The organism is Lysinibacillus sp. FSL P2-0066 (genome assembly GCF_037969495.1).
Taxonomy (GTDB): Bacteria; Bacillota; Bacilli; order Bacillales_A; family Planococcaceae; genus Lysinibacillus; species Lysinibacillus boronitolerans.
In genome coordinates this window covers 2,789,573-2,809,427 of sequence record NZ_CP150202.1, presented here as the reverse complement: position 1 = coordinate 2,809,427, position 19,855 = coordinate 2,789,573, and the positions used below count along the sequence as shown (strand labels likewise).

The 19,855-nt window shown below is 36.6% G+C and carries 25 protein-coding genes; 21 read left to right on the top strand and 4 right to left on the bottom strand.

The window, feature by feature from the left end:
- Positions 1-335: 335 nt before the first annotated feature.
- Together MKZ14_RS14045 and MKZ14_RS14040 are read right to left on the bottom strand one after the other, a co-directional pair.
- A complete protein-coding gene (locus tag MKZ14_RS14045; RefSeq protein WP_339280145.1) occupies positions 336-1,550 on the bottom strand; it encodes an MFS transporter in 1,215 nt (404 codons plus the stop codon).
- Complete coding sequence (locus MKZ14_RS14040; RefSeq protein ID WP_339280144.1) at positions 1,543-2,586, bottom strand: ArsR family transcriptional regulator; 1,044 nt, start codon at positions 2,584-2,586, stop codon at positions 1,543-1,545. The genes MKZ14_RS14045 and MKZ14_RS14040 overlap by 8 nt, the downstream gene beginning before the upstream one ends.
- A 318-nt stretch (positions 2,587-2,904) precedes the next feature.
- Here MKZ14_RS14040 and MKZ14_RS14035 point away from each other — a divergent pair, with 318 nt between their 5' ends.
- The 9 genes from MKZ14_RS14035 (at position 2,905) to MKZ14_RS13995 (ending at position 9,705) form a co-directional block, all read left to right on the top strand.
- On the top strand, positions 2,905-3,429 hold the full coding sequence (locus tag MKZ14_RS14035) for an ATP-binding protein (protein ID WP_339280143.1): 525 nt from the start codon (positions 2,905-2,907) through the stop codon (positions 3,427-3,429).
- A 158-nt stretch (positions 3,430-3,587) separates the two neighbouring features.
- Positions 3,588-4,394, top strand: a complete 807-nt coding sequence (locus MKZ14_RS14030; RefSeq protein ID WP_339280142.1) for a Nif3-like dinuclear metal center hexameric protein — start codon at positions 3,588-3,590, stop codon at positions 4,392-4,394.
- Positions 4,391-4,867, top strand: a complete 477-nt coding sequence (locus tag MKZ14_RS14025) for a hypothetical protein (RefSeq protein WP_257960702.1) — start codon at positions 4,391-4,393, stop codon at positions 4,865-4,867. Before MKZ14_RS14030 ends, MKZ14_RS14025 begins: the two co-directional genes overlap by 4 nt.
- A 10-nt stretch (positions 4,868-4,877) precedes the next feature.
- On the top strand, positions 4,878-5,015 hold the full coding sequence (locus MKZ14_RS14020) for a hypothetical protein (protein WP_339280141.1): 138 nt from the start codon (positions 4,878-4,880) through the stop codon (positions 5,013-5,015).
- Between the two features lie 986 nt (positions 5,016-6,001).
- Complete coding sequence (locus MKZ14_RS14015; RefSeq protein ID WP_339280140.1) at positions 6,002-6,928, top strand: alpha/beta hydrolase; 927 nt, start codon at positions 6,002-6,004, stop codon at positions 6,926-6,928.
- A gap of 412 nt (positions 6,929-7,340) precedes the next feature.
- A complete protein-coding gene (locus tag MKZ14_RS14010; protein ID WP_048392281.1) occupies positions 7,341-7,781 on the top strand; it encodes a LytTR family DNA-binding domain-containing protein in 441 nt (146 codons plus the stop codon).
- 10 nt (positions 7,782-7,791) lie between these two features.
- Positions 7,792-8,259: a DUF3021 domain-containing protein gene (locus tag MKZ14_RS14005; protein ID WP_333005851.1), complete on the top strand. Its 468-nt coding sequence runs from the start codon at positions 7,792-7,794 to the stop codon at positions 8,257-8,259.
- Positions 8,252-8,974: an ABC transporter A family member gene (locus tag MKZ14_RS14000; RefSeq protein ID WP_333005852.1), complete on the top strand. Its 723-nt coding sequence runs from the start codon at positions 8,252-8,254 to the stop codon at positions 8,972-8,974. Before MKZ14_RS14005 ends, MKZ14_RS14000 begins: the two co-directional genes overlap by 8 nt.
- Entirely contained in the window at positions 8,971-9,705 is a 735-nt protein-coding gene (locus MKZ14_RS13995) for an ABC transporter permease (protein WP_339280139.1), read from the top strand. Before MKZ14_RS14000 ends, MKZ14_RS13995 begins: the two co-directional genes overlap by 4 nt.
- Positions 9,706-9,771: 66 nt before the next feature.
- Here MKZ14_RS13995 and MKZ14_RS13990 read toward each other — a convergent pair.
- Together MKZ14_RS13990 and MKZ14_RS13985 are read right to left on the bottom strand one after the other, a co-directional pair.
- Positions 9,772-11,345, bottom strand: a protein-coding gene (locus MKZ14_RS13990; protein WP_128568306.1) for an IS3 family transposase whose coding sequence is annotated in 2 segments (ribosomal slippage) — positions 9,772-10,703 and positions 10,703-11,345 — 1,575 coding nt in all. Because the reading frame shifts where the segments join, the coding sequence is not laid out codon by codon here.
- A gap of 85 nt (positions 11,346-11,430) precedes the next feature.
- Complete coding sequence (locus MKZ14_RS13985) at positions 11,431-12,363, bottom strand: DUF1385 domain-containing protein (RefSeq protein ID WP_016994746.1); 933 nt, start codon at positions 12,361-12,363, stop codon at positions 11,431-11,433.
- A 149-nt stretch (positions 12,364-12,512) separates the two neighbouring features.
- Between MKZ14_RS13985 and MKZ14_RS13980 the strand changes: the two genes are divergently transcribed.
- The 12 genes from MKZ14_RS13980 to accB all read left to right on the top strand — a co-directional run bounded on the left by MKZ14_RS13980 (position 12,513) and on the right by accB (position 19,843).
- A complete protein-coding gene (locus MKZ14_RS13980) occupies positions 12,513-12,938 on the top strand; it encodes a hypothetical protein (RefSeq protein WP_036076551.1) in 426 nt (141 codons plus the stop codon).
- A gap of 122 nt (positions 12,939-13,060) precedes the next feature.
- Positions 13,061-13,495: a type II 3-dehydroquinate dehydratase gene (gene aroQ / locus MKZ14_RS13975; RefSeq protein WP_016994744.1), complete on the top strand. Its 435-nt coding sequence runs from the start codon at positions 13,061-13,063 to the stop codon at positions 13,493-13,495.
- 2 nt (positions 13,496-13,497) lie between these two features.
- Complete coding sequence (locus tag MKZ14_RS13970; protein ID WP_016994743.1) at positions 13,498-14,559, top strand: Xaa-Pro peptidase family protein; 1,062 nt, start codon at positions 13,498-13,500, stop codon at positions 14,557-14,559.
- 17 nt (positions 14,560-14,576) lie between these two features.
- Positions 14,577-15,134 carry an elongation factor P gene (efp, locus tag MKZ14_RS13965; protein WP_004231115.1) on the top strand — a complete coding sequence of 186 codons (558 nt, stop codon included), beginning with the start codon at positions 14,577-14,579 and terminating at the stop codon, positions 15,132-15,134.
- A gap of 205 nt (positions 15,135-15,339) precedes the next feature.
- Positions 15,340-16,347, top strand: a complete 1,008-nt coding sequence (locus MKZ14_RS13960; protein WP_339280138.1) for a nitronate monooxygenase — start codon at positions 15,340-15,342, stop codon at positions 16,345-16,347.
- Between the two features lie 90 nt (positions 16,348-16,437).
- Positions 16,438-16,647 carry a hypothetical protein gene (locus tag MKZ14_RS13955; protein ID WP_012295089.1) on the top strand — a complete coding sequence of 70 codons (210 nt, stop codon included), beginning with the start codon at positions 16,438-16,440 and terminating at the stop codon, positions 16,645-16,647.
- Positions 16,648-16,652: 5 nt separating this feature from the next.
- Positions 16,653-17,030 (top strand): hypothetical protein, encoded by a 378-nt coding sequence (locus tag MKZ14_RS13950; protein ID WP_016994741.1) that lies wholly within the window; start codon positions 16,653-16,655, stop codon positions 17,028-17,030.
- Positions 17,031-17,042: 12 nt separating this feature from the next.
- Positions 17,043-17,954 carry a stage III sporulation protein AE gene (locus MKZ14_RS13945; RefSeq protein ID WP_036076558.1) on the top strand — a complete coding sequence of 304 codons (912 nt, stop codon included), beginning with the start codon at positions 17,043-17,045 and terminating at the stop codon, positions 17,952-17,954.
- 1 nt (position 17,955) lies between these two features.
- A complete protein-coding gene (locus MKZ14_RS13940) occupies positions 17,956-18,099 on the top strand; it encodes a hypothetical protein (protein ID WP_004231124.1) in 144 nt (47 codons plus the stop codon).
- A 62-nt stretch (positions 18,100-18,161) separates the two neighbouring features.
- The gene (locus tag MKZ14_RS13935; RefSeq protein WP_339280137.1) at positions 18,162-18,581 is read left to right on the top strand and encodes a hypothetical protein; all 420 of its coding nucleotides are present in this window, start codon (positions 18,162-18,164) and stop codon (positions 18,579-18,581) included.
- Positions 18,582-19,136 (top strand): SpoIIIAH-like family protein, encoded by a 555-nt coding sequence (locus MKZ14_RS13930; protein WP_016994738.1) that lies wholly within the window; start codon positions 18,582-18,584, stop codon positions 19,134-19,136.
- A 200-nt stretch (positions 19,137-19,336) separates the two neighbouring features.
- Positions 19,337-19,843 carry an acetyl-CoA carboxylase biotin carboxyl carrier protein gene (accB, locus tag MKZ14_RS13925; protein ID WP_339280136.1) on the top strand — a complete coding sequence of 169 codons (507 nt, stop codon included), beginning with the start codon at positions 19,337-19,339 and terminating at the stop codon, positions 19,841-19,843.
- The last annotated feature ends 12 nt before the right edge of the window (positions 19,844-19,855 follow it).

Sequence of the window (19,855 nt, the reverse complement as noted above, 5' to 3'; positions counted from 1 at the left end):
TTTAAAACAAAGTTTAACCGTTTGTAATACAGTTGTACCGTTTTGAAAAAAGTTATACCGTTTTGAAAAAAGATGAACTGTTTTTTAGATCTTAGAATAATAATTTATAATAGTTTGATCAAAAATCCTGTTAAATGCAGGATTTTTTCCTTATTCAGCAATCGGACCAAATTGTTGAGGAACGTTTTCAATGGATTTATTGTTGAAATATAGAGTTAGATAAAGATAAACTCCATTTTGACCAATCTTTTTTCAAAATGGAGTTTTTGCATTTGCTGATAAATAAAGTCTGAAGGTAAATTTTTGATCAATCTATATTCTGAAGCTATATTCACTTATTTTTTATTTGTAAGTAAATCTTTATTTGGTTGGGAAAATGAAGCAAGGAGGTGAAATAATCCAGGTAAGACAATTAACATACCAACAATCGCATATATTTGTCGCGTACTTAAATCTAAAAATGTTGAGGAAGCAAACAATATCCCTAATGGCATGGTAACTCGAATGAATAGTAATCGAACTGCACTTAGTTGGGTTAAACGATCTCTAGGTGCTTCACGCTGAAAAATTGCTGCACTTTGAACATTGAATAAAGGAAATACCATTCCTCCAAGCAATTCACACACCCATGCAATAGGAACTGAATTTACAAAAAACAAGAGTACGAATGAAAGACCTCCTCCTATTAAACCTAGGTACATAGTTTGATAAGTTTTTGGTAACTTCGTAAGTAGTACCATACCTACAGCATAACCGACCGGGAAAGACCCAGAAAAGATCGCATATTCCCAAGAATGACCATTAAGGTCTCCTCGTATAAAAGGAATACTTAAAACCATCGTTGCTCCAACTGCAAACTGTACCGTGGAAGAAAGAATGGTAAGTCGAAAAAGATTTGGATATTTAAAGAATGTTCGATAGCCTTCCTTCATTTCTGCCCACCAAAATTTCTTTGTCCAAGTTGCCACTTTCTTCTTACTTGATTGAGGGATACGTGAAAGTGCGAGAAAACTGACGAGGAACAGTACAGATGAAAATCCATATATAAAATGTACAGGACTGACCAACAGCAATAATGAAGTTGCTCCAGGAGCGATAAAACTCATAAGTCGAATAGTTCCATCTAGTAATGCATTTGCTTCGACAAGTTCTTTCTCTTTACAAATTTCTGGTAGAAGTGAAAAAGATAGACTTGCGTAAATTGGTTGCATCAAGCCTAACAAACATTGTAAAACGACTAATCCTAAAATGGTCCCCACGTCTGTACCAATTAAATAACCAACAATTGGAAGGATGTAGGCTCCAGCACGAATCAACTGTATGTTTTGAAGCATTTTCTCCTTCACAACATGGTTTAGGAAAGGCGCACTAATGCCTTGCAAAATTAAAGAGGGGATAAAATATACAAGCCAAAGTACACCCATCCATTCCCTTGAACCTGTCAATTCATAAAGTAACAATCCATTCATGATTCCTCCAGCTGCTCCACCAAATTCGGATACAATTTCACCTATCCAAAGTGCTTTAAATGAATTAGAGAACTTATTCATTTGTGAACCCCAGGTACTGAGTGAGTCGTCCAGAAAAAGCGTTAATCTGCGTTAGATTTGCTGAATAGATACCTTTATCAACACGAATAAACTTTGCTGCTTTCAATATAGAAAGTTGGTGATGTAGTGTTGTTTTAGATGTATTAAACTGCACGCTCAATTCTTGAAGTGATAAAGGTCCCTTTAAAAGTTGATAAAGCAATTTCAATCGAAGTTCATCCCCTAAGGCCTTATGACCACGAATTAACTCATTTGATGGAACACCAGGCTCTATCAAATATTCTTCCTTTAAAGGATAAAAGAAAAGTTTGGTATCAGGTGTGCGTTTTTCTAAGATCCAAGGACGATAAGATACGTGTGGAATTAATTTGACATTCCAGACAGAAGGTTCAGGGAGATACTTGATTCCCGTAATTCGTTCGATTTCCTCAATAGGGTTTGTTATATCCAATGATTTGTATTGTTTCTGTTCAAAAGAAAGCGCATGAGTCCATTTTTCCCATTCTTCTTGTTGACTTACCCACATGTACCACTCAACCAATGTATTGTTGAATAGGTCACAAATTTCTTGTTGTGTATAACGATTAAGATTACGCACATACCCACCTAAGTAATCGTGGCCTTCAAAATATGTCGCATACTTCTCAAATAATTCACCTCGATGATGTTCAGTGGCTGTCGCTTTTCTTATAGGCTCAGTATTCCGATCTTTGTACGGCAAAAGTATGTCATAAAAGCGAGCAATTGGAATTTCTGAAAGTTGATTCGAAAAATCTTGAACAGATAATGCAGATAGTTTATCTTGAAGCATAATCAGTCCATACCATAAATTGGTCTCCTCAATCACTTTTAAATGTTTTAATAATGATGAAGGCATTGAATCTTGCTCTGATAACCACTTTCCATCTAAATCGAATGTATGTCGAAGTTGCCTATGTGTGTAACCTGCAATACCAAGTATCACTTCCCAAACAGGTGAGGATTCTACTTGTAAGGAAATACTTTCAGCTGGATATGGGGAATAAAGGTGTTTCATAAAAGAGCCTCCTTATTATGTATTTCCTAAATTCTAATATAATAGAATTCATTATTCAATAAATTTAGAATAATAGTTTCTGCTCGCTCCCTAAAGAAGATATTTGAGCATATTATAATTCTATTAAATGGTGCGTTTATTTAGGAACGCGTCTTTTTCGTTTAAAGGGCCATTTAGTTGAATAACTGCCTCTAAAGAGATTTGTACATTTATGTTAAAATTTAGGTGTAGTTCTTGAAAACAACTTGGTTATTTAATAAGAGTTTTCCGTTATTGCAATAGATACTTTATTTATAGTAGAAGAAGTGAGGGATTAACATGTTTTTTGTTCAAATGTCTGGCTTTCCTGGGTCTGGAAAGTCTACACTTTCTCGTCAAATTGCTGAGCGTACAGGAGCAGTCATAATAGACCACGACATTGTAAAATCTGCTTTATTACAGTCAACAGAAGAAATTCAAATCGATTCAAAATTAACTGGTAAGATTTCATATAATATTGATTGGTCTTTAATTGAATTTTACTTATCACAAGGACAAAATGTAGTATTTGATAGCCCTTGCCTTTATCAAGAAATGGTAGATCGAGGAATTGCTATGTCAAAAAAATATAATGTGAAGTACAAATATGTTGAGTGCTACCTTGATGATCTTCAAGAGATTAATTTTAGATTGAAAAATCGAGAAAGAATGATAAGTCAAATAAGTGAGGTAACTTCCGAAGAGAATTTTATATATACATTAGTCAATAGTAAAAGACCCACTGATTATCAGTGCATAGTTGTAAATACTGGCGAACCTATCGATAGTTATATTAATGACGTTGTAAATTACATAAAGAAATGAGTTGTAAATATTTTTATTCAATTAAAGGGCGCGATTGTGGAGCAACATAAGTAGAAAACAATCAAGCTTTTTTATAAAAACCTAACTTAAAACTGCTAAAGAGGTATTTTTGTTTAAGTGGTAATATTTACTTATTAATTCGGATAAGAAGTTTTGAAATGAGAAGGGGGGATGGAAGTATAGATGTTTCACAAATAGTTGAAAGAATTAATGAACTTTTTAATGTAACGAATAAGGAAATCTATGCTAGTGAATCTGGGGTTACATACCATGCAGATAAAGAAGTGAAGAAAATAGGATACTGTGTTAACCTAACGCTTGAAACGATAGAGGAAGCAAGAATTCATGGAGTGGACATGATGATAACACACCATGATGCATGGGATGAAATATATGGATTAAAAGAGGCATGCACTGAAAAACTAGCAGCGTATGGTATAAGCCATTACTATAATCACTTACCACTTGATGACTGTAACTTTGGCACAAATGATAGCTTATTAAAAAAATTGAATTTAGAGATTATTAAAAGAACCCATGAATGGGAAGGACTGTTCTTCGGTAGAATCGCTCAATATGAGAAAGAAATTGAATTTAAAGATTTCGTAACAAAACTTGAATTTTTACTTGAAGAACCCGTTAGATTTTGGCAGTTCAATGACAAAATGGTGAATCGAGTAGGCTTAGTCTGTGGAAATGGAGGCACAACAACTTGCCTGAAGGAAGCGGTTGAAAATAAATGTGATGTATACATTACAGGAGAATATAATTTATATACAATTCAATATGCTCAATTTAAAGGAATAAATCTTATCATTGGAAGCCATACCTTCACAGAATTCTTTGGCATTCAAAGTTTAGCATTAAAATTGAATGACAATAAAAAAGAACTTGAAGTAGTGAGACTAAATGAAGAACATTATGAAGCGAATATTAGAATAAAGCTTAAGGAGACAAGCATATGACGTTATATTCTGTCCTAGTGGCGAACAGTGCTTTACAAACAGTTGATTGTACAGGAATTGCTGAAATAACAGTAAGAGAATTAAAAAAATTATATCCAATTACAGAGAGTACACCAACACAGCCGTGGCATTTGATGGATGATGATGCACGAGTTTTACATGCAGCAGATGAATCGGCTTTTGGAAATTTGAATATATTCGAATGGAATAATCCACCTTACGACTTAGAGTTTTATAATGAAAAATCCTTTGTATACGGCATCGAGGGAAATTGGGGTCCTCAATTTTTAGAAGATTTTTTAAGTTATTTGAAGGAGCATATACAACCAGAGCAAGGTGCTGAATTAATTAGGTTCTGGGCAGGGGATTATGATAAAAAACTAAAAATCCGTCGTATTACGATGGATGACCTTGAATTGCATCACCTTGAAAGCTTAAAGAACGAGGAATACATACGTGTCGCTTTTGTATAGCTACCTCTGAATGATGGAACTCCACATAATAGACAAGCAAAAACATAAAGCAATAGATGATGAGGCAAATCAAGCGCTATTTCCAAATTTAGAAGATGAGGTAGAAATTTTATCAGAAGAAGTAGATGAATTATTTCAGGATAATTAATCTTAACTATCTACATGTTAGCAAGACAAAATTGATTAACCTCATTCACAGAGTGGAAGAGGTTAGAAAATGGGATAGGTATAGTTACTCGCCATTATCAAATCCACCTCCAATAATATAGCGGTAGGTTTGAGGGAACAGATACCTAATCGAAAGCTGTCATTTTGTTTCAAAAAGGCAGCTTTCTTAGTGTTGAAAAATAAAACAGTCAATTGAAAGGTAGAAATGGATTTCGCTGCAAGCTACTTGCTTTCCTGTGGGCGACCGCCAAGCCGCTTCCTCCGCTACCGCTCCGTTTAGTGGCTCGCCTGTCTCTCTATCCCACGGGAGTCAAGTAGCCTTCCACTCCAACCCACCAAAGTGTTACCTTTTTAGCGAAAGTTTTTTAGTAAATTGAAGGTGTTCACTACTCTTTATGAAGTGGTGTTGTCAAGCATCACATCTCCACATTGAAAATAACCCTCTAAGAATATAGATAATGGGCGATTTGATCGCTCCACTACTATGAAAAAAGTAAAGACATTTTGCAGAATAGTTGATTGGAGTGGAGCCAGCGTCACTCCTAGGGGATTTAGCGTCACAGATGAGACCCTGCAGCGAACGGAAGTGAGTGAAGCGGCTCATCGGACGCCCACTGGAAAGGACGCTGGCGGAACGGAAATCAACCTCTCACCTTGCGAAGTTACTTTTTCTGCTGTTGACATCATCTTTTTTCAACAACATGAAAGCTGTCATTTTGTTTCAAAATGGCAGCTTTTTATATACAGCACAATCAATGCTCTTTACATTTAGGGATTACAACAGGAAGGTCTTTTATTTGATGATAGATTTTGGAAGGAGTATTGTTCAAAATGTGGAATTAAAATAAAGTTCGCTAAAAAGATGCATTTTACCATCGTCGATACTCAGTTTTAGTGGTTTGGCACATCACTTTATTAATCATTACATGTTTGGAAACAGAATGAACAATAAAAGGAGAGAAAAACATGAGTATAGAAATTTTTAATGGAGAACGATCTGTAGAGAGTGTGCAATTTGAAAAATTATTGTTTTCACAAAGTAATAAAAAGAGCTTTTCTAGTATTGAAAATGCTCAACAATTTATTAAGCAAAGAGGAACAGAAAATATTCACCCCTATGTGATTGGGGAGGATGTCAATCTTTTAAGCGATTTGAAGGAGCAAACATTCGAGGATATGCAGGTTTTTATTTTAAATGACCAAAAGTCTTCATCACAAATGGTGATTCTTTATATTCATGGTGGAGCTTGGACGAATCAACCTTTAAATTTACACTGGTTGTTCATGGATAAAATGGCACAAGCCTTAAATGCAAAAGTTATTGCGCCTATCTATCCAAAAGTCCCTCATTTTAGCTATCAAGATACGTACCCAAAGATGCTCAGCTTATATAAAGAGATTCTAGCATCTATTGAAAGCTCCAATCAATTAACCATTATAGGAGATTCAGCAGGTGGAAATATAGCACTTGGTCTAATTCAACTGTTGAAGCGAGACGGTCTGCCTCAACCACAAGATATTATTTTATTGTCGGCATGTGTTGATATGAGTTTAGAAAATCCACTTATTCAGGAATATGAAGAAAACGATCCCATGTTAGCTAGTGAAGGAATGGAAGTCATAACAAAAATATGGGCAGCTGATAAAGCTCTAAAGGATCCAATAATTAGTCCAATTTACGGCGATTTTCAAGTAGTTGGCAAGATTACTCATTTTATTGGGTCCCACGAAAGCTTATATCCAGATGCAATACAGTTTGATGAAAAGCTAACAGAACAAGGCGTTGCAATCAATACCTTTGTTTATCCTAAGATGAATCATGTGTTTGTTGTGATGCCGATCCCTGAGGCAGTGGATGCGCAACAGAAGATTATCAATACCCTAAGTAAATAATTCACAGAAAAACGTGTTTTGAGCCATTCAAAATACGTTTTTTTCTATGTACATTTTTAGCAAGGTTTATTTATCTGTAGATGTTTGAAAAATAAAAGTGTCTCAAAACACTCAATCACTGCAATTGATTTGGGAAAATTTAATCAATCATTAGAGCTTACCTCCAATATTTTAAAAGCTCCTGAATATGATGGGTATTTTTACAGCCTTTATAGTAAGTAAAAAACATTCTAAGTAAGCTAAGTTGTACGTTTCACCCCTTTGGATAGCCCTATCTAGAGGGGTGTTTTTTATCGTTCAAAAAAATCTTTTAGATTGACCACTTATTCCTTGATAACGACCAGTTGTCGATAATCCATTTACAACATATATGGAAAAATTTATAGTGAGGCGTAGAAAGGACAGTGATCATATGAAGGTGGAAATATCGATTGACCCTACATATAAAGAACCCAAAGTAATCATTCTCACAGATAAAATGACTGATGACATTGAGCATCTTATGCAAATTATTACTACGACAGCAGAAAGCACTTTATTAGCTTTCTCCCATAAAGGCGTTGAATTGATCGATAGTAAGGAGATCGTGCGTATTTATACAGAGCAAAAAAAGGTTTGTGTCCAGAGCATTCACGGTGTTTATACGGTACGTTTGCGTCTTTATGAGCTGGAGGAAAAGCTCAATCCTCAAATGTTTCTCCGTATTTCAAATGCTGAAATAGTCAATCGCTACATGATCAAGCATATGGACATTAGTAGAACAGGTACAATCGGAGTTGAATTGAAGAATGGCACGAAAACATACGCTTCTAGGCGTTATGTAAGCAAAATTAAGAAGCAATTAGGAATCTGAGGTGATAAATATGCGAAAAGACATTTTAACACGTATTATTGGTGGATTTTTGATCGGTATAGTGATGGGACAAATTGTGCAATTCTTTGTATCAATGGGCATAGGGCAAGGAAAATATGTTTGGGTGGTGCCAGAATTTCGTGCTTACTTTACAGATGAAATAAGTGCAATAATTACTCAAATTCTATTAACGGGTGTTATTGGCATTACCTTTGCTCTTGCTGCACTTATTTTTGAAATGGCTAGCTGGGGAATGTTGAAGCAATATTTCGTCCACTTTTTCATAACGGCAATGATTTGGATACCGATTGTAACGCTACTATGGATGCCAAAAACGATGGCTAATATTTTTTCTCTCGTATCCAGCTTTCTCGGAACTTATATTGTGACATGGGTTTTACAATATAGATTTTCACAACGTGACATAGAAAAAATTAATGCGATTCTTACCAATCGAGGTGAAGAGCAGGATGATTAACATAAGAGATTTAACAAAGCTTTATAAAGAGCGTATAGTCGTTAATCAATTAAATTTACAAATCCATCAAGGTGAACTTTTCGCTCTTTTAGGACAAAATGGTGCTGGCAAAACAACCACAATCAAAATGTTGTGTGGGCTCCTTTCACCTACAGATGGGGATGCCACAATAGATGGAAAAAGCATTGTGCAAAATACACAGGCTGTAAAACAAGTTATTAATATTTCTCCTCAAGAAACGGCCATTGCGCCTAATTTAACGGTATATGAAAATCTATTATTATTCAGTCAGATTTATGGCTACGAAAAAGAAAAAGCACAACAACAAGTATATGACAAAATGGCCTTATTCGGACTGACACCATATCAGCATGACAAGGCTAAGACACTATCTGGCGGCTACCAGCGTCGTTTAAGTGTAGCAATGGCTTTAATGTCAAACCCAAAGGTATTGTTCCTCGATGAACCGACTTTAGGGATGGACATACGGGCAAGGAATGATGTATGGAACATATTGAAGCACTTAAAAGGACATGTCACGATTATTTTGACCTCCCATTATTTGGAGGAGATAGAGGCTTTAGCTGATCGTGTAGGAATTATGCATCATGGGCAAATATGTGCACTAGGCACGATCCAACAATTGATCAGTGAAACAGGCAAGCATTCTTTAGAAGAGGTATTCTTGGAAAAAACAGAGGAGGCGTTATTGTGAGGGTAGCTGCGTTTGCAACAAGGAATCATAAAGAGATTGTCCGTGATCCAATCACTTTATTATTTGGTATAGGCTTACCAATTCTTTTATTGGGCTTATTTTCTGTTATGCAAAAAAATATGCCATTTGCTTTATATGAAATGAATAACCTAACACCGGGCGTCATTGTATTTAGTTTTTCTTTTCTCACACTGTTTTCAGGAATGTTACTAGGAAAAGATAAAAGTTCATCCTTTTTAATGAGGATTTTTGTTTCTCCTTTGTCTGCCGCTGATTACATTTTAGGGTATATGATACCTTTACTACCAATAGCTCTGCTACAAATTTTTGTTTGTTTAGCTACCGCCATGTTTTTAGGGTTGCCATTTAATAAGTCTATCCTCTTTATGATTCTTGTACTTCTAATAATTTCACCACTCTATATTAGTTGTGGATTATTATTTGGGACATTATTTACAGATAAGCAGGTAGGAGGGATATTTGCCATCTTTGTTAATGTGACAACTTGGTTAAGTGGAACATGGTTCGAATTAGATATGATTGGTGGAACATTTCAAAAGATTGCGCAACTTTTACCTTTCATGCACGCAGTCAATGTAGCTAGGGATATCTTACATGCAGAGTATGCTAATGTGTTTTATTCACTTATTATTGTCATTGGTTATACAATAATTATGACAATTCTCGCCATCTTTATGTTTAAGCAGAAAATGCAAGGCAGTACAACATGAAAAAAAGGCAGCTCCGACGTTGAACTGCTCCCTGTCAAGTAGACAGTGGAAATAATAAAAAATGTATTAAGCGGCTTGAGCCCTGAATTCTAAAGGACTCAAGCCGTTTAATCGTTTCTGATAACGATAGTAATTATAAAAATGAATATAATCATCAATCGCTAGTTTTAACTCTTCATATGAATCGAACTTATGCAAATAATACTTCTCACACTTCAATGTGCCCCAAAATGATTCAATTGGTCCGTTATCAATACATCGACCAACACGGGACATACTTTGTGTCATATTGGCTGTTTCCACAATTCGTTTAAATCCCTTCGATGTATATTGAAAACCTCGATCACTATGTATTAATGGCTGCTCGCCTGATTGTAATGATTGAATAGCTGATTTTATTGTTTTGAAAACAAGGGAATTATTATTCGAATGACCGAACACATAACTTACAATTGAACCATCATATAAATCGATAATTGCACTTAAATAAGCTTTTTTCCCGTTTCCATACTTAAACTCTGTGACATCTGTACACCATTTTTCATTTGGCTTTTCCGAGGTAAATGCCCGATTTAATACGTTCTCCGCCACATGATGTGCTGGGGATTTACGATAAGGCTTTCTCTTTCGCCTAATAACGGACTTCAATCCACTCACCTGCATTAAACGATAAATACGCTTTTCGTTAACCGTCGCTTGATTATTTTCTTTTCGTTGACGATTGATTGTCAACGTCATACGACGATAGCCGTAAATGCCATCTACTTGGTGGTAAAGGAGATCAATATCCTTTGAAATGGCTTCATTTTCAACTTCTCTGTTAGATGGCTTGCGACTTAGCCACTTATAGTAAGCAGCGCGCGAAACACCCGCGATTTCACATAATAAAAGAATCGCAAGTTTCTCCTCTTGGTGTAATTCTTGAATTGCTAAATAGCGTTGTTGTAAGCGAATTTGGCTTAGTGACTCCTCCTTTCGATTTCCTCTAACTTTTTTAAAAATAGATTTTCAGCACGTAAGCGCTCATTTTCACGCTCGATTCGTTTGATTTCTAACCTTAATTTTTCTTCGGCTGTTAATTCAACTTCATTTTTTGTTCGACCGCGATGATCACGTAATCCCTCTTCACCAGTCGCTTCAAATTTCTTCACCCAATGGTATACCTGTTGATACGAAACATCATAGGCTTGTGCTGCTAATTGATAATTTTTCTGGCTCTTTAAACAGTAGTTGACAATTTGAATACGTTCCTCAAACGTTGTCTTTCTTCCTTTAGTCATAGTTTGGCTCATTCCTTTACCCGAATCTTTTATTTCACTATGACTAGTATACTTTTTCACCCAGCTTTTTAAAACAGAGATACTGCTAATCTTATATTGAGCGAGAATCTCCAGTAAAGTTAACCTTTCTTTAAGATAATCTTCTACCGCTTCTAGTTTTAATTCTTTGGAATACTTCGTCCAAGAGGTTGCTTCGATAAGTCCCTCTACTCCGTGTACTTCATATTTAATCTTCCAAATTTGAATAGTTTGCTTAGTTACTAAGAATTTTTCACATAATTCGTTGATAGAATAATAGCCTTCATTTAATAAATGAAGAACGTTTAATTTCACTTCAATTGTATGCTTACTTCGAGCCATGAAAAAACTCCCCTTAGATAAACAGATTTTATTTTTTAATCTGTCTACCTAATGGGGAGCATATCACGTTGGGCTGCCTTTTTTATTAATCATGATTTAATGTTGCAGCAATTTCAGGTTGCTGCTCTACTTGGCGTAGCATATTAAAGGAAGCAATCGCTACTTCTACTTGATCGTCCTTTGGTTCACGGGTTGTTAGTAATTGTAGCCATAAGCCTGGGTAGCCAAGGAAGCGTAGCACTGGAATATTACGACAAGCATTTGTTGCTTGTAAGACTTCAAATGAGATACCCAAAACAACAGGAATTAATAGAATACGATCTAAAATACGAAGCCACAGTGGATCTGTAGGCACAAAGAAATATAAAAACATGCCGACGAACACTGTGAATAGAATGAAGCTACTGCCACAACGATAGTGTAGGCGGGATTGAGCTTGGACGTTTTTTACGGTAATGTCTAAGCCAGCCTCATAGCAATTAATCACCTTATGCTCTGCACCATGGTACTGAAAAACTCGTTTAATGAGGGGCGTTAACGAGATAAAATATAAATAGGCTAGCAGTAATAATAGTTTAATACCGCTTTCCAGTAAAATTTGTCCCGTTTTTCCTTCAATCCATTTTGAGAAAAAATCAGCTATAAAAACAGGAATTAATGTAAAGGCAAATTTTCCAAATAAAAAGGAAAGAATACCTACTACAGCAACGCCCAGTATCATTTGAAGTTTAGAGCCTTCTTCTTTATGATCTTCCTCTTCCCCAGGTGTCACATCATAACGATCCCCAGCAAATTGCATGTGACGAGAACCTAAGCCAGCGGATTCAATTAGCGCGACAACGCCTCGTACAAATGGAATTTTTTTAAGCTTTTGTAACAAAGGTTTTTGTACTTTTTTGAAATGATAATAATCAATGGAATCATCGTTACGTCGAATGGCTGTAACAGTATGTTCCTTTCCTCCGAACATCACACCTTCTAATTGTGCTTGTCCCCCGTATACAGGTGAATTGCTCAAGGCTAACACCACTCTCTTTATATATTTCAACTGTACCATTGTACTAAATTTAGTGAAAAACCTCTACCGTTACGCATAGTAAATTTTCTATATGGCTACACTAATCGTACATTTTAGGAAATGATTAGTATGCATAAAGGAGGTATATAGTGAAAGTAGCGACGATTACAGCACTTGTCAACGCGCTTGTTTTAGCGCTGTGCTTAAAGGGTTTACATTATTTCCATCTCATTAAATGGCATCCGATAGGGTTTTATAAAAAATGGAATTGGTTTGAAGAAAGCTCCAAATTATTTCAATGGACCTTTTTTATTTTTCTACTATTTATTATCGGCTTATTTTTATACATGACTATGCGCTATGTATATATCATCCCGGCTGTCTTTTCTTCCCTTTTATTAGGTCTTTTGGTGACCATCACATTGGAGTGGATTGCTTTAGATTTGCCATTACAACTTACGTCTTTTAAAAAACTGTCGATTCCATTTATGGTGATCGTCATTTGTTTATTACGTTTCTTGCTGGAAACCGCCAATTTCCATCAGAGGGAACATACGGCACAAAAACAAAATTAAAGGTACAAAATATCCCCTTCGTTTAAGGGGATATTTATGGCACCACTAGTTGAAATTAGTTGCTGAATGCACGGTGTATGATAAAATAAATGGCAAGTACATAGAAAGAGGCGAATAGAAGCGTGAAGTTATTATGTTTGAATGGACCTAACTTAAATCGACTTGGTAAACGAGAGCCACATATTTATGGACATGAAACATTGGATGATGTTCGCGAAAATGTTCAAAATCTTGCGGCTTCTTTAGGTGCTACAGTTGAATTTCGTCAATCCAATCATGAAGGGGTACTAATAGATTGGGTGCATGAAGCAGAGGACGAAAAATATGATGGTATTATCTTTAATCCTGGTGCATATACCCATACAAGCATCGCGTTACATGATGCGATAGCAGGTATTTCTGTGCCGGTTATCGAAGTACATATTTCCAATATCCACAAACGTGAGGCTTTCCGACATCATTCCTATCTTGCTCCGGCCTGCCTTGGTCAAATTTGCGGACTAGGTACGAAAGGCTATGAACTGGCACTACGTACATTTATCGAGAGGGAGAATTGATTATGTTGAAATTACAAAAGCTACGTAAAGCACTTCAAGAACAAAGCATCGATGGTATTTTAATAACGAATGGGTACAACCGTCGCTATATGACAGGTTTTACAGGGACAGCAGGCGTAGCAATTGTGTCTCAAAATGATGCTGTATTTATTACAGATTTCCGTTATACAGAGCAGGCTGCTGCACAAATCCAGGACTTCCGTATTGTCAAGCATGAAGCCACAATTATTGAAGAAATAGCTACTCAAGTAAATAATATGGGTATCAAATTATTGGGCTTTGAGAAAGATACTGTAAGCTATGGCACTTATGAACTGTATAAATCGAAGGTCCAAGCAGATTTAGTGCCGATTTCTGGGCTAATTGAAAAAATTCGCTTGATTAAGACGGAACAAGAGATTAATATTATTAAGGCTGCGTGTGAAATTGCAGATCACGCATTTACACATATTTTAGGCTTCATCAAGCCTGGTAAAACCGAGCTTGAGGTTTCGAATGAATTAGAATTTTTCATGCGTAAACAAGGAGCAACTCAGTCTTCGTTTGACACGATTGTTGCGTCTGGTCTTCGTTCAGCATTACCACACGGCGTTGCAACGAATAAAGTGATTGAAAAAGGCGACTTTGTTACATTAGACTTTGGTGCGCTTTATAATGGCTATATTTCGGATATTACACGTACTGTGGCTGTGGGAGAACCATCTGAAAAATTGGTAGATATGTACAATACAGTCCTTGCTTCTCAACTGTTAGCACTTGAAAAAGTGGGTCCTGGATTAACAGGCATTCAAGCGGACGCGATTGCACGTGACTACTTAAAAGAAAAAGGATATGGCGAAGCATTTGGTCATTCTTTAGGACACGGTATTGGTCTTGAAGTACATGAAGGCCCTGGCTTATCGATGCGTTCTGATACAGTGCTAGAGCCAGGTATGGCCGTGACGATTGAACCAGGTGTTTACTTACCTGGAATCGGTGGTGTCCGTATCGAGGATGATATTTTAATCACAGAAACGGGTAATGAACTACTTACACATTCGTCAAAAGAACTCATTATTTTATAAACTTTGGAGGAACACAAATGATCTCAGTAAACGATTTCCGTACAGGTCTAACAATTATTGTTGATGGCCAATTATACCGCGTGTTAGATTTCCAACACGTGAAACCAGGTAAAGGTGCTGCATTCGTACGTTCTAAATTACGTAACCTACGAAACGGCTCAGTGAATGAAAAAACATTCCGCGCTGGTGAAAAAGTTGAAAAGGCACAAATCGATAATCGTAAAATGCAATATTTATATGCACAAGGTGACGAGCATGTATTTATGGACTTGGAATCATATGAGCAAACTGAACTAGCTTCATCTGCTATTGAGTATGAATTAAAATTCCTAAAAGAAAACATGGAAGTGCATATTCAATCTTACCAAGGTGAAATGTTAGGTGTTGAATTACCAAACACTGTTCAATTAGAAGTAACAGAAACAGAACCAGGAATCAAAGGTGATACAGCTTCTGGCGGTACAAAACCTGCTACTCTTGAAACAGGTCTAATCGTACAAGTACCATTCTTCGTTAACCAAGGTGACGTTTTAATCATTAACACAGATGAAGGTTCTTACGTTTCTCGTGCATAATGCCCAATAATAGCCAACCTACTCTTTTGGATTAAAGAGTAGGTTTTTATTTTTTTCTTATACATATACTGTCAAATCGTTCATTTAATGTGATAATAGATAGAAGCACTATTTAATTTTTGTTGAGGTACTATCAAGTTTCTATCATCAGATAGATGGTCATTACTGGTAGAATTGTTTACAATCAGAGTAAGGAGTGAAAGGTATGCTACAAACAACATTTGATATTCAATATCCAATTATACAAGCACCAATGGCAGGCGTGACATCCCCGAAATTTGTGGCGGCTTGTGCTGAGGCAGGGCTATTAGGTTCAATTGGTGCAGGTTATTTAGATGGTGAACAAACAAAGCAGTTTATTCAAGAAGTGAAGAAGTTAACGACAAAGCCTTTTGCGGTCAATTTATTTGTGCAAGAGGAACCCAAAATTGATGTCGAGGTTTTACAACAAGCACGGATGGCACTGCAACCTTTTTATGATGAGTTAGGATTATCGCCTGTACAGAGCGTAATATCAAAGGAAGTTTTTGCAGGACAGGTTCAAGCGGTGATTGAAGAAAAGGTAGCGATTTGTTCATTTACATTTGGGCTGCCATCTCCAGCTATTCTCAAACAATTAAAGGATCATGGTGTCTATACCATTGGTACTGCAACGACATTAGAGGAAGCTATACTAGTGGAACAAGCAGGGATGGATGCAGTTGTATTACAAGGGGGAGAGGCTGGCGGTCATCGAGGCTCTTTTATTGACCCTCTGCAATTAATTCCATTACATGACTTACTACAACAAGTAGTGGGAAAAGTTGCGATTCCGATTATAGCTGCAGGTGGCCTTGTGACCAAAGAGGATATTCAAAAGGCACTTGAAAGTGGGGCACAGGCAGTTCAAATTGGGACGGCTTTACTAGTGGCGGATGAATGCGAAATTTCACCGCTCTATAAAAATGCTGTATTGGCATCGAAAGAACAACAAACGACGATTACGCTTGCATTTACTGGGAAGCCAGCAAGAGGTTTAGCGAATGATTTCACGAAACGTATGGAGGATGCGACAGTAGCACCCTATCCACTACAAAACTATCTAACGACTACCATTCGTAAGGAAAGTGCAGAGCAAGGTAATGCTGAATATTTATCCATGTGGATGGGTGAAAATAGTTATCTTATACAGCAAACAGATACGGTCAAAAACATTGTGCGCAAACTATTATAATTTTTAATCATAGAAGAGCTCTATACATCTGTATAGAGGTCTTTTTTTTTGTAGAGCGACATATATTGCTGTACACGAGGGGGCGTAGGAATGGAATTACAAGACGTATTAAGAGTTGCTGGAGTGGGACTAGTCGTTGCGCTTCTTCATGTTTTCTTTGATCAAACAGGGAAGAAGGAGTTTTCATTTTTCCTCTTTTTCATTGCCTACTTATATATGACAGCAGAGTTACTTCGATTTTTACGTCTATTCTTTAATGAGATTTTAACATTCTTCCAGTGGCTTACCTCTTCAGGGTAATGTAAATGGAAATAGTCATCGTCGCTGTTGTCATGCTGCTTTTATTATTGCTGATAAAAGAAGTTATACAGCCACTCCATGCGCTAATCAGTGTGATGTTTTCTTTTTTGCTTTTTGGCATGTTGTTCTCGACACTTTTATTGCCTTTCGCCAAACAACTGTTAGAAACACTTGCGTTTTTACCTTATGCGAAGGCTATTTTAATCAGTGCAAGTATGTTCTATGTCGGGCAGTGGGTGGCATTGCTTCTGGCAGAACATAATTATAAAGTGCTCGGGAACATCGTTTTTGCTGCAGTAAAAATTGTAATTTTACTGTATTGGTTCAAAGAATTTTTGGCTGTTCTACAGGAGGTGTCGGCCATTTTAAAAAGGCTAAACTAAGGAGCGAAGCCATTGCAGGAGCAAATATTATCGTTTTTAATCGACCCATTCTTTCTCTTGCTCAAGATGACGCTCATGCTTTGTAGCTACGTCATCATCATTTTGATTGTGAACATGCTATTACCAGAGTTTGAAAAAGGGACAAGGATACTTTTTTTTCTTATCGTTTTAGCAACAATCGGTCCTGTTGTTGTCAACTCCTTTACATTAATTGATGAAATTGCACAAGGACTAGCCCATCTATTTACAGCATTTTATCCGATTCTTACATCAAGCTTTTTATTATCCAGTAGTATTACAGCGATTGCTTCCTGGCAGCCTTTTTTACTGTTTTTTGTACAAGTCCTCACCATTATCAGTAGTAAGTGGCTTATTCCTGGCGTGCTTTTGGCCATTGTCTTTGATGTATGCAGTGTGATCGTCAAGGAAATATCCTTTACTCGAATAGCTGAATTGATTCGATTTACAATTATGAGCATCGTGTCGGCCTCAGTTATTTGCTATGTCTTACTGATGACCGCAAGCGGTGTAGCAGCATTTAGTGTCAATGCGGCTGTAGCGGAGCCTGTGAAAAAGCTCATTGAAGAAAATATTCCAGTTGTTGGCTCCTTTATTGTGGATAGCTTTTCGATTTTTCAGCATATGACGCAATTTACATCTTCTCTTACAAGTATTAGTGCCTTTATCGCTGTCATTACGGTGTCTTTTATCCCAACCATGCAGCTTGTAGTCAGTGCCTATTCATTGAAAATGCTCGCTGCTATTTTAGAACCAATTGCCTTTGATGATATTTGTAGACTACTAGATCAAGTTAGCAAATCGCTATTTACTTTATGTGCTGTATCATTTTTAATTGCTTTTTCATTTATGTTTTCTTGTTTTTTCCTCATTGTGTTCGTACAAGTTATGGCAGGGGGTAGATAGATTGATTCTTTTATTGGCATTGCTCTTTGTCTGTCAGATTTTTGTGTTTCTAACGGATGATAAGGAAATAATTTCTCTAACAAAGTTGGTCATCACGTTAGTATTTTTGCAATTGCTATTAAAGATTCCATTTATCAATTCATAGGAAGAAACAAGCGTACATACACTTGAAAAAGAGAAGATGAAAGGAGGCAATGTACAAGTGATGTGGAAAAGACACGAAAAAAAACAACGTCATTGATGGTTTTAATTTTGATAGCTGCCTCCGTGGGAATATTCATCATTTTACCTATGTATCAAACGAATTCAACAAGCGACAATGGTTCACCGCTCACGAATGAAGAAAAACTTGAGCAAACACTGAAGGCAATGCAAGGTGTTGGGGAGGTTAAAGTCTACTTTTATTATGGAGAGATGACAGATGATCAGGATGCCAATAAACTATTCAGCCAATATTTTCGAGGGACTGAGCAAGGCACGAAAAACGTAACAGGAATGCTCGTTGTGTCAGAAGGTGCTTCCGATATCTTTGTGAAAAATGAAATTCGTGCTGTCGTCAGTCAAGTGATGCAATTACCGATTCATCGAATTATTATCGTTCCAATGGAAAATAAGGAGGAAAAGTAAATGCGCGTACGTAGAAGAACAGTTTGGTTTATGACATTATTAAGTTTAGTAGCAGTCATTTCAGTGTATTATTTGGTTGATCCAGCAAAGCAATTCAATGGTCTTACTATTTTTACAGATGATACACTACAACAAACAGCTGTCACAGGTGTTACAGATCAGAAAGCAACAAATGATATAACACAAGAAGTATCTTCACCAAGTCACTTATTCGAAGAAATGCGTATGCAGGTTAGTGATGAGAGAAGCCAGCTTCGTGAACAGTTAACACAAAAAATTGCTTCTCAGGAAGCTTCTGCTGAAGAAAAAAATGAGGCATTTAATGAAATGGATGGGCTGATTAAACGAGAATCAGCGGAAGCTATGCTGGAGATGCTCGTTAAATCATTAGGCTACTCGGATGCGTTTGTTCGTGCTGAGGGAGAAAAAGTGTCGGTGACAGTGATGGCAGAGGAATTGTCAAAAGCACAAGCAAACGAAATTATTTATCTGGTAAAAACAGAGATGGAAGGCGCAAATGATGTGCAAGTAAAGTTCAGTGCAAATAATTATTAAAAAATAGGGAAAAAAATAAATTTTTAGTTAATTCATTAAAGGTTGTTATATATCAGCTTCATGAAAAGGCTTTCGCTTAGTAAAGGAAAGCCTTTTATTTTGTTCATATTTACTTAATTTTCATTTAACTATTTCAAATTGATACGAAAAAATATAGAATAGTTATTGTAGTAGATTTTAATTCATAAGGAGAGTTAGAAATGTTCAAAATTCAAGAAATTCGTGAAATTATCAAATTAGTGGATTCTTCTTCAATTGACGAGTTTGTGTATGAAGTAGATGGCGCAAAAGTAAAACTTAAAAAGAATAACGTTGTTGTTACAGAAACTGTAGCACCTAAAAAAGAAGCAGTAGCCCCTGTTGTACAACAATCTGCACCAGCAGAAGCTCCAGCAGTAACACCTGCACCAGCGAAAGAAGAAGCGCCAGCACCAGCTGCAGCGGCACCATCAGTTAACGACCCATCGTTACATAAAATTGTATCTCCAATGGTCGGTACTTTCTATCAAGCACCAAACCCAGATTCTCCTGCTTACGTAAAAGTGGGTGACAAAGTAGGGGACGAAACAATCGTATGTATCGTAGAAGCAATGAAATTATTCAACGAAATCGAAGCAGAAGTGCAAGGGGAAATCGTTGAAATTCTAGTTAAAGATGGCGACTTAGTAGAGTACGGCCAACCATTATTCCTTGTAAAAGCTGAGTAAGGAGTGCAAAAC

Bases quoted from the DNA above. Each gene is read 5' to 3' on its own strand.
- MKZ14_RS14015 (WP_339280140.1), top strand. From the start codon at position 6,002: ATGAGTATAGAAATTTTTAATGGAGAACGATCTGTAGAGAGTGTGCAA.
- accB (WP_339280136.1), top strand. From the start codon at position 19,337: ATGTTCAAAATTCAAGAAATTCGTGAAATTATCAAATTAGTGGATTCT.
- MKZ14_RS13970 (WP_016994743.1), top strand. From the start codon at position 13,498: ATGTTGAAATTACAAAAGCTACGTAAAGCACTTCAAGAACAAAGCATC.
- efp (WP_004231115.1), top strand. From the start codon at position 14,577: ATGATCTCAGTAAACGATTTCCGTACAGGTCTAACAATTATTGTTGAT.
- MKZ14_RS14045 (WP_339280145.1), bottom strand. From the start codon at position 1,550: ATGAATAAGTTCTCTAATTCATTTAAAGCACTTTGGATAGGTGAAATT.
- MKZ14_RS14035 (WP_339280143.1), top strand. From the start codon at position 2,905: ATGTTTTTTGTTCAAATGTCTGGCTTTCCTGGGTCTGGAAAGTCTACA.
- MKZ14_RS14000 (WP_333005852.1), top strand. From the start codon at position 8,252: ATGATTAACATAAGAGATTTAACAAAGCTTTATAAAGAGCGTATAGTC.
- MKZ14_RS13955 (WP_012295089.1), top strand. From the start codon at position 16,438: ATGGAATTACAAGACGTATTAAGAGTTGCTGGAGTGGGACTAGTCGTT.
- MKZ14_RS14010 (WP_048392281.1), top strand. From the start codon at position 7,341: ATGAAGGTGGAAATATCGATTGACCCTACATATAAAGAACCCAAAGTA.
- MKZ14_RS14005 (WP_333005851.1), top strand. From the start codon at position 7,792: ATGCGAAAAGACATTTTAACACGTATTATTGGTGGATTTTTGATCGGT.
- MKZ14_RS14040 (WP_339280144.1), bottom strand. From the start codon at position 2,586: ATGAAACACCTTTATTCCCCATATCCAGCTGAAAGTATTTCCTTACAA.
- MKZ14_RS13960 (WP_339280138.1), top strand. From the start codon at position 15,340: ATGCTACAAACAACATTTGATATTCAATATCCAATTATACAAGCACCA.
- MKZ14_RS14025 (WP_257960702.1), top strand. From the start codon at position 4,391: ATGACGTTATATTCTGTCCTAGTGGCGAACAGTGCTTTACAAACAGTT.
- MKZ14_RS14020 (WP_339280141.1), top strand. From the start codon at position 4,878: ATGATGGAACTCCACATAATAGACAAGCAAAAACATAAAGCAATAGAT.
- MKZ14_RS13950 (WP_016994741.1), top strand. From the start codon at position 16,653: ATGGAAATAGTCATCGTCGCTGTTGTCATGCTGCTTTTATTATTGCTG.
- MKZ14_RS13930 (WP_016994738.1), top strand. From the start codon at position 18,582: ATGCGCGTACGTAGAAGAACAGTTTGGTTTATGACATTATTAAGTTTA.
- MKZ14_RS14030 (WP_339280142.1), top strand. From the start codon at position 3,588: ATGAGAAGGGGGGATGGAAGTATAGATGTTTCACAAATAGTTGAAAGA.